Below are 8,186 nucleotides of genomic sequence, written 5' to 3' on the forward strand. Positions count from 1 at the left end.
TTATCTCCATCGTGATAGTGATTCTGGGTGTGTTAGGCCTGCTGTCGCTGCCTATCTCCCAGTATCCGGATATTGCCCCTCCTACTGTACGTGTCAACATCAAGACGTTTTTCTAGCATATTAGGATTATCTTGAGCAAAAATGACATAATACATGGTTAATTCCTTCTAGTAATAAAATTTGATTAGATGAAAATAAAGGCAGCTATTTTATTCTTTACTTAGTAAAAAATAATCTAGCTCCAAATATAAAAATTAATTAAGCTTTTTCTTTCGTCCTTTAAACCATTTAAAGACAAAATAGATCGCTACTAAACCAAGCACAGCAAAAATCGCATGTTGCCCATGCTCGACTTGCTCTTTTAACCAATCTAATTGTTGAGCGCCATAATCACCTAAATAAACCCAAACAGGCACAGAAATAATTGCAGCACTAAAGTCTACTAATAAAAAGCGAGTAAAGCTCACTCGGCGAGTAATGCCTGAAACTAGATAAACCACTGCGCGTAAACCTGGTAAAAAACGGGCTAAGAATAAGAGGCGGTTGCCTTGTTTTTCAAAGCGATCTTGCACCATTTTATAGCGTTCTTCGGTGATAATGTTGCGAATGAGCGGAAAATGGCGGATTTTTTCGCCGTAGATACGACCAAGCCAATACATTGTACTATCGCCATTCAACACACCAAGCATACTGACGACTAACATCCAATGTACGTTGGTGTATCCTAAACCAGAAATAACCCCGCCTGAAACAAGGGTAATATCTTCAGGGATTGGCACGCCAAATCCGCAGGCGATTAACACAAGGAAAACTGCCCAATAACCGTAACTACTAAAAAAGCTGATTAAAAATTCCATTACCTTCCCTTATTTATTTAAATTTTTGACTGAATGACGTTTCACTAATTCAGGGTGAAACTCAAGCATTTGTGGTAAAGAAGCAGTTTCTTCTTTTTTAATACGCTCTAATAATAAATCTAACGCCTTGGTGCCTAATCGCGATTTAGATTGGTGCACGGTCGTTAATGGAGGAGCATAAAAACGCGAATTGTGGATGTTATCGTAGCCGATAATAGAAATATCATTCGGCACGGAAAGCCCCCGTTCGGTAATAGCTGAGATTGCCCCCAACGCCATCACATCATTAAAACAGAAAATCGCAGTGGGCAATTCTTCCAAGCGGAACAGATTATTCATACATTCGTAACCATCTTCTGGTTCAAAATCGCCTTCGACAATCCATTTGTCTTCAATAGGCAAACTCGCATCATTCATTGCTTTTAAAAAACCTTCAAAGCGGGTTCTAGCGGTCGTTTTTTCTAGATTTCCTGCAATCACACCAATTTTTTTATGGCCGTTTTCAATTAAATGCTGAGTCGCCAAATAACCGCCTTCGAAGCTGTTATCTAAGATTCGGTCACTTTTTCCATCGTGTGTGCCCCAATCCATTACTACCATTGGTACGTTTGTGCCATTAAATAATGCAAGCGATTTTTCGGTATATTCGGAACACATAACCAAAATGCCATCTACGCGTTTTTTGATCAACATATCCAAGTGGTTTTGGATTTTTTCTGGGTTATTCTGCGTGTTGCACAAAAAAAGCGAGTAGCCTTGACGGTAACAATGCTCTTCCACTGCGAGCACAATTTCTGCGAAGAATGGGGCTTCGCTTGTGGTAATAATCATCCCAATTGATTTAGTCGTGTTCACTTTTAAACTACGTGCTACAGCACTTGGAGAGTAATTCAGGGCTTGTACCGCATCCCACACCGCTTTAGTGGTATCCTCCGCCACAAAACGGGTTTTATTGATGACGTGTGAAACGGTGGTGGTTGAAACCCCCGCATATTTCGCTACATCTTTAATTGTTGCCATAATATTTGTCTCTAAAAATAAAATTTAATGCACTATTATAGTATAGAGAAAATTTCCAATTTTAGTGATAGGAAAACGATTTCTTTACATATTACTCAATTTTTAATTTTTTTCCCACAACAATTTTATTATCTTTTATCTCGTTTAATTTACTTAATTTTTCAGGCGTAGTTTTATACTTTCTAGCAATAGAATAAAGCGTCTCATCTTGTTGAATTATGTGATAACCATTAGTTAATTTTTGAATTTTACGCGATGAGTCCCCTTTGTTGCGCTCGCTGGTCTTTTCTTTATCTTTTGAATTATCAGTTTTCGTTGCCATACGTTTTGTAGATTTTTCATTATTTTTTACCGCTTGTTTAGTATCTAACTTATTCAATGATTTTTTATCTTCTTTAGATACTTTTAATTTAGGATCTTTTTCAGCAGTGGCTTTATTATTCAAAGGTTTACCATTTTGTTTACGATACAAAACTAACCCATCATAAATCGCTCTTGCAATCTGTTTACGATAAGTTGCTGTTGAGAGTTTTTGCTCTTCAACAGGGTTAGATAAAAATCCTGTTTCGACTAACACAGAAGTAATATCTGGCGAACGAAGCACACTTAAACTTGCGTGTTGAGGTTGAGATTTTGCTAATGAGGTAATTTTTGCCATTCGTCCAATTACATGAGAACCCAATGCATAGCCCGTACGTTGTGCATGAGAAAATTGCAAATCAAGCACCGTTTGGTTTAGATAACGTTCGTTATTGTGTGCTAAAATTCGTCCTGCTCCCCCCAACAGTTCTGATTTTTTTTCGCTTTCTTCCAGCCACAAACCCATTTCATCGTTAGCACGACGGTTAGAAAGCACCCAAATAGAAGCACCTTTCATATCATCTGAGCGTGGCGAAGAATCTGCGTGAATCGAAACCAAATAATTTGCTTGATTTTTTCGAGCAATTTCGGTTCGCTCTGGCAGCTGCACAAAAGTATCCGTTTTACGCGTCATAATTGTTTTGAAATTGGGATCAGCATCAAGCAAAACTTTTAGTTCTTTCGCAATAGCAAGCGTAATATCTTTCTCTTTAATACCAAGTTTTTTTCCAATGGCCCCAGGATCTTTTCCTCCGTGTCCAGCATCAATTGCCACAACGGTTTTTGCATAACTATTTACACTTAACAGACCGAACAATGCGATCATTAAGAAACGGATAAACTTATTCATATCATTCCTTTCATTACAAAGTACAAGCGATTAAATTTTTGTGATTTTGTGCAAAAATGAGGCGATTTGGATGCCTTTTTCTGATTTTGGATATAAGCGTAGAGTTCTACCTTCTTCAGCGTAATCAATTTGCACTAGAATATCTGCTTCTGGGATCATCCCCTCGCCTTTTAATGCCCATTCTAACAAACACAATGTTTGGGGGCGGAAATAGTCACGAATGCCCATAAATTCGAGCTCCTCAGGCTCGGCTAGGCGATATAAATCAAAGTGGTATACAGAAATTGGCGAGAGTTGATACTCTTCCACTAAAGTGTAAGTCGGGCTTTTCACGTTACCTTGATGACCAAACTGGCGAACGATGCTACGAGTAAGCGTGGTTTTTCCTGCACCTAAATCTCCATTCAAATAAATCACCACACCTTCACTTGGGGTTTGCGTTAAGTAATCTTGGATTGCTGTAGCGAATTGTTGTCCAAATTGCAATAAGGCTTCTTCATGAGGAAGATAAAAAGCATTAGGTTCTGTCATAACAAAAATAGCTTATTCAAAATAAAAACGAAAAGTAAATTGATATGAAGAAATTTGAAGAAAAAATGGAGCGGGAAACGAGGCTCGAACTCGCGACCCCGACCTTGGCAAGGTCGTGCTCTACCAACTGAGCTATTCCCGCATTTGAGGTCATTCAGAATTGAATAGCTGCATTATACAAATTTCTAAGTGCCTCACAAGCAAAATTTTTTAAAAAATGTCGCAAGTGAGGAAAAATATATCAATTCAAAGGAAATTTAATCAAGTTTGATAAAATGCTCGCGATAAAATTTTAGTTCGTTAATCGATTCTTTAATATCATCTAAAGCCAAATGGGTATTTTGTTTTTTAAACTGTTCTAAAATTTCAGGCTTCCAACGGCGAGCTAACTCTTTTAGCGTACTCACATCTAAATAGCGATAGTGGAAATAATCCGCTAAATCAGGCATATATTTGTATAAAAAGCGTTTATCTTGTGCAATGCTGTTACCACAAATTGGCGACACACCTTTTGGTACCCATTTTTTTAGAAACTCAAGCGTTTGCAGCTCCGCAGCACGCTCCGTCAGCTTACTCACTTTCACTCGTTCAATTAAGCCATTTTCGGTATGTGTTTTTACGCACCAATCGCTCATTTTACCAAGTAGTTCATCCGATTGTTTCACGGCAAGAACAGGACCTTCTGCTAAGATATTCAGATCTTTATCAGTCACAATAGTTGCAATTTCAATAATGCGTTCTTTTTCAGGATCTAATCCTGTCATTTCAAGGTCAATCCAGATTAAATTTTGTTTATCTTGGCTCATTTTTATTCCTTTTCTGTTCTATTTTTTAATAAATCCATCACGTACTCAGGCACAAAAGGCTGAATATCACCGTGGTGTTTGTGAATTTCTCTGATCATTGTTGAAGAAAGATAACGCCACTCGACAGAAGGCGGCAGGAAAATCGTTTCTAGTCCGTGAGCTAATTTATCATTTAATTGAGCAAGCTGAATTTCATATTCCAAATCATCGCTACCACGAATACCACGCACTAATACAGTTGCTTTGTGCTGTTTTGCAAAATCTGCAAGCAAGCCTGAAAAACTGACCGCTTGCACATTCCCTAGAGTTTGGCAACTTTGCTCAACTAACGCTGTGCGTTCTTCAAGTGAAAACATTGGCTGTTTACTAGAATTTTTCGCCACTGCCACAATGACTTTATCGAACAAGCTCGCAGCACGGCGAATAATGTCTAAATGCCCATTGGTAATCGGGTCAAACGTGCCCGCATAAATCACAATATTTTTCATCTTTATTTTTCTAAATAAGGGGCTAATAAATATAAGTGGCGAGCCAGCGCACCTTGGTTTTCTTTTAATACTTCAAAGCCATGACGAGCAACTTTTTCTCGGGCATTTGTATTTTCTAGTAAAAATTCAACCGCTTGTGCCAGAGCCTCTTTTGAACTATCTACTTCAACAACACCGTGCACAGAACGTAGCTTCGCAAAAATTTCTGGGAAATTATAAGTATGTACACCAGAAATGACAGGAAGTTCAAACGCAATCGGTTCAAGTGGGTTATGCCCACCATGTTTGACTAAACTACCACCAACAAAAGCAATTTCCGCCATGCCATAAAGTACCATCATTTCGCCCATCGTATTACCCAATAACACTTGGGTTGTTGGTTCAAGCGGTTCAAATTGAGAGCGTTTTCGATAAGATAATCCTGATTTTTGAATCAGCTCTTCAACCTGAGTGAAACGCTCAGGATGACGAGGCACTAGAATCAATAGCAAATCAGGATGTTTTTTAAGCAACTCTTGATGAGCATTTAAAATAATTTTTTCTTCGCCCTCGTGCGTACTACCTGCAATCCATACCAAACGCTTACTAATATTTAATGTTTCTACCGTTTCAAAAACTTTTTCTCTCAGTTGTTCAGTAATCTCAAGATCAAATTTCAAATTACCTGTATTTACTAATCTTTCATGCGGATACCCTAAATTCAAGTAGCGTTGTTCGCTCACTTTATCCTGAGCTAAAATCATATTAATGAGTTGCCATATGCCTTTTAACGTACCTTTAATCCATCCATAACGCTTAGCCGAACGAGGAGAAAGTCGAGCATTCGCTACAATAAAAGGAATATTTCGTTGATGAAAACGAGCAATCAGATTTGGCCAGAGTTCAGTTTCGATTACAATCATCAACTTAGGTTGCACAAAATCAATAAAGCGATCAATTGCATCGGGAAGATCGTAAGGCAGATAAAAATGCGATACGCTCTTGCCAAACGCTCCTTTTACACGTGCCGAACCTGTTGGTGTCACGGTAGTAACCGTTATCGGCAGCTCAGGATAACGAGCTTGAATCGCTTTAATTAACGGCGTTGCCGCAATCACTTCACCCACAGAAGCTGCGTGTACAATAATACCATTTTGTGTTGGCTTTACTAAATTGGAATAAACTCCATAACGTTCGCATAAACGTTTGCGATAATCAGGCTGTTTTAAGCCTTTTTTCCACATAAAAAGCAAAATTAGCGGCTGAATACAATAGCTTAATAAAGTGTAACAAAAACGAAGCATTGATAAAGTTTCTCCAAGCGGTTAATTTTGCTGAATGTTTTACAAGAATCTGGGGATTATTTTAGCATAAAATCGAAGAGGCTGAAGAAAAGAAAAAGGAAAGAAAAGGCTAAGCTCGCTAGCGATCTGACCCCAAAAAGTTAGACTGAAGAAGTAGTTTTATCTTTTGCAATGGATCTACAAAATCGTCAAATGCACTCAGAAAGAAGAAATTGTCAAAAGACAATCTGGTATGTCCGCCAATCCTAAAAAACAAACCCAGTGACTGTAAAAAGTCACTGGGTTTAAGTCTTGATTAAGCGTCAATTTCACCGCTTAAACACACTATTTACTTCTCAAAAAAAACTTTATCTTTTAACACCCGCAACGGTTGCATATCGCTATTACCCATAATCACGCGGCTTGGATCGGAACGTAGGCAAGTTCCGCCATAGTGACCGCCAACGGTGAAGGTGCAAATTTGCAGGTATTGTTCTTCCACTTTTGGCAAGCACCAAAGTTGTTGGTAGATGTTTTCTTGTTTGCCGAATTGACCACTGGTAATGTCAAGAGTCTCGTTATTTTCACCGAAAAGAGTCACATTATCACCGCGGCGCCCTGCAATCGGTTTTTGGGCATAGCCGTTTTTAATCAGATTCGGTGTGAGTTCAAAACTGGCTTCCAGTAAATAACGGTGATTTGGGAAGAGCGACCAAAGCACGGGCAAAATCGCTTTGTTGCTTGGAATCGCTGTCCAAAGTGGCTCATATACCAACACTTCTGGACGTAGTAGCACATCAATTAACCGTACTTTATCTTCTGGGTAACCTGTGCGAATCGGCGGAGCAACTTCCATGCCTGTGGCATCTTCGCGGAGCTGTTCAAGCATCGTTTCCCACGCCCACGTTTTCCAAACGGTTTGCACCAAATTATTGTCATCATCAATCAACTGACCGCGTTTGTCCCAATGTAGCCCTTCTGTGCCGTGAATAATTTTGGCTTGGAAACCAGCTTGCAACAAGGCTTGGCGCATAAACATCGCGTGGTAATCTTCCTCATCATCGTGATCTTGTAGAATGTGCACGAGCGAGCTGGCTTGGCTATGTTGCCAACAATCAGCTAAGGCATTGCGTAAGCCGTCCGCTGGGTTTTCACCTGCAAATTTTCCTGCATTTCCGACCGCTTGTTTAGCCCAACGGCTCATAATATCGCCTGCTTCAGCGTGGCAAGAAGCGGAATCGGCGTTGTATTCATAAACTTTCAGCCCACGTTCGCTCATACAAAAATCCAAACGTCCTGTGATGGTTTGATAACGGCGATTTTGCCAAGAGAGCCGCAAGCGTGGCCAAAGCAATTTTGGGATGTTGAAATATTGCAACAAATTATCATCTTTCAGCACTTTATCGGTGGCGTGCAGGTACATCAAATGCAGTTCGTTGGTGGCGTGAATTAGCTCTTGTTGAGCACTTTCGGACATCACAAAATAGCGATATTGGTCGGAATGACTCACTTTGTGCCCGCCCATTGCTTTGATATAAGCCGCATCAAAAGGAGCATTTTCATTGAGCCATTTGCCGTCAAATTGTCCGTGATTTTCTATGTGGCGAGCTTGAAGGGTAAGTTCGGTCGGTTTTGGGAAAGGTTGCGGCTCAGCAAATTCGGTATCATCGGTTTGAATCATCCAGCCGAGAATGTGAGTGTCATTGAAAGTATCGTGCAGAAGATAACCTTCTTCGGAAACGCTCATCGGCAATTCACGCGTCCATTGCTGACCGCTTGGAAGACGCGAGTGAATCACATTTTGCTCCACAATACGCACCCGATCTTCCAGCACATCGGTAATAATCGCTACGTGTCCTGTGTGCTTGAACTCGCCCCCTTCCTGCCAAATTAAGAGCGCGCCTGCTTGTGGTTTGCGTTTGCAGCCATTAGCGAACGCCTGCAGCGGTAACAAGGCATCGTTAACCACTTGGCGAAGAAAACGCAGTGCGAAAATCTCATACGCCATCCCC

Annotated in this window: 9 protein-coding genes and 1 tRNA gene; 1 reads left to right on the plus strand and 9 read right to left on the minus strand. The window is 40.1% G+C overall.

Going from position 1 to position 8,186, the window contains the following annotated elements:
- The first annotated feature begins 17 nt into the window (after positions 1-17).
- Complete coding sequence (locus KH943_RS10165; RefSeq protein WP_368493499.1) at positions 18-116, plus strand: hypothetical protein; 99 nt, start codon at positions 18-20, stop codon at positions 114-116.
- Positions 117-254: 138 nt separating this feature from the next.
- Here the strand turns inward: KH943_RS10165 and KH943_RS07910 are convergent, their stop codons facing one another.
- The 9 genes from KH943_RS07910 to gss form a co-directional block, all read right to left on the minus strand.
- Positions 255-857: a DedA family protein gene (locus tag KH943_RS07910; protein WP_304109780.1), complete on the minus strand. Its 603-nt coding sequence runs from the start codon at positions 855-857 to the stop codon at positions 255-257.
- A gap of 9 nt (positions 858-866) precedes the next feature.
- The gene (gene purR, locus KH943_RS07915; protein WP_304109782.1) at positions 867-1,877 is read right to left on the minus strand and encodes an HTH-type transcriptional repressor PurR; all 1,011 of its coding nucleotides are present in this window, start codon (positions 1,875-1,877) and stop codon (positions 867-869) included.
- A gap of 91 nt (positions 1,878-1,968) precedes the next feature.
- Positions 1,969-3,087 (minus strand): N-acetylmuramoyl-L-alanine amidase, encoded by a 1,119-nt coding sequence (locus KH943_RS07920; protein WP_304109784.1) that lies wholly within the window; start codon positions 3,085-3,087, stop codon positions 1,969-1,971.
- 30 nt (positions 3,088-3,117) lie between these two features.
- Positions 3,118-3,618: a tRNA (adenosine(37)-N6)-threonylcarbamoyltransferase complex ATPase subunit type 1 TsaE gene (gene tsaE / locus KH943_RS07925; protein WP_304109785.1), complete on the minus strand. Its 501-nt coding sequence runs from the start codon at positions 3,616-3,618 to the stop codon at positions 3,118-3,120.
- 66 nt (positions 3,619-3,684) lie between these two features.
- Positions 3,685-3,760 (minus strand) — tRNA-Gly (locus tag KH943_RS07930).
- A 115-nt stretch (positions 3,761-3,875) separates the two neighbouring features.
- Positions 3,876-4,424: an oligoribonuclease gene (gene orn, locus KH943_RS07935; RefSeq protein ID WP_304109787.1), complete on the minus strand. Its 549-nt coding sequence runs from the start codon at positions 4,422-4,424 to the stop codon at positions 3,876-3,878.
- A 2-nt stretch (positions 4,425-4,426) separates the two neighbouring features.
- Entirely contained in the window at positions 4,427-4,912 is a 486-nt protein-coding gene (gene coaD / locus KH943_RS07940) for a pantetheine-phosphate adenylyltransferase (RefSeq protein WP_304109789.1), read from the minus strand.
- Positions 4,913-4,914: 2 nt separating this feature from the next.
- Complete coding sequence (gene waaA / locus KH943_RS07945) at positions 4,915-6,195, minus strand: lipid IV(A) 3-deoxy-D-manno-octulosonic acid transferase (protein ID WP_304109791.1); 1,281 nt, start codon at positions 6,193-6,195, stop codon at positions 4,915-4,917.
- 328 nt (positions 6,196-6,523) lie between these two features.
- Positions 6,524-8,186: bifunctional glutathionylspermidine amidase/synthase (gss, locus tag KH943_RS07950; protein ID WP_304109793.1), on the minus strand; the 1,663-nt coding region annotated here is incomplete at its 5' end.

This window comes from Haemophilus parahaemolyticus, from assembly GCF_018373095.1.
Classification (GTDB): Bacteria; Pseudomonadota; Gammaproteobacteria; order Enterobacterales; family Pasteurellaceae; genus Haemophilus_A; species Haemophilus_A parahaemolyticus_A.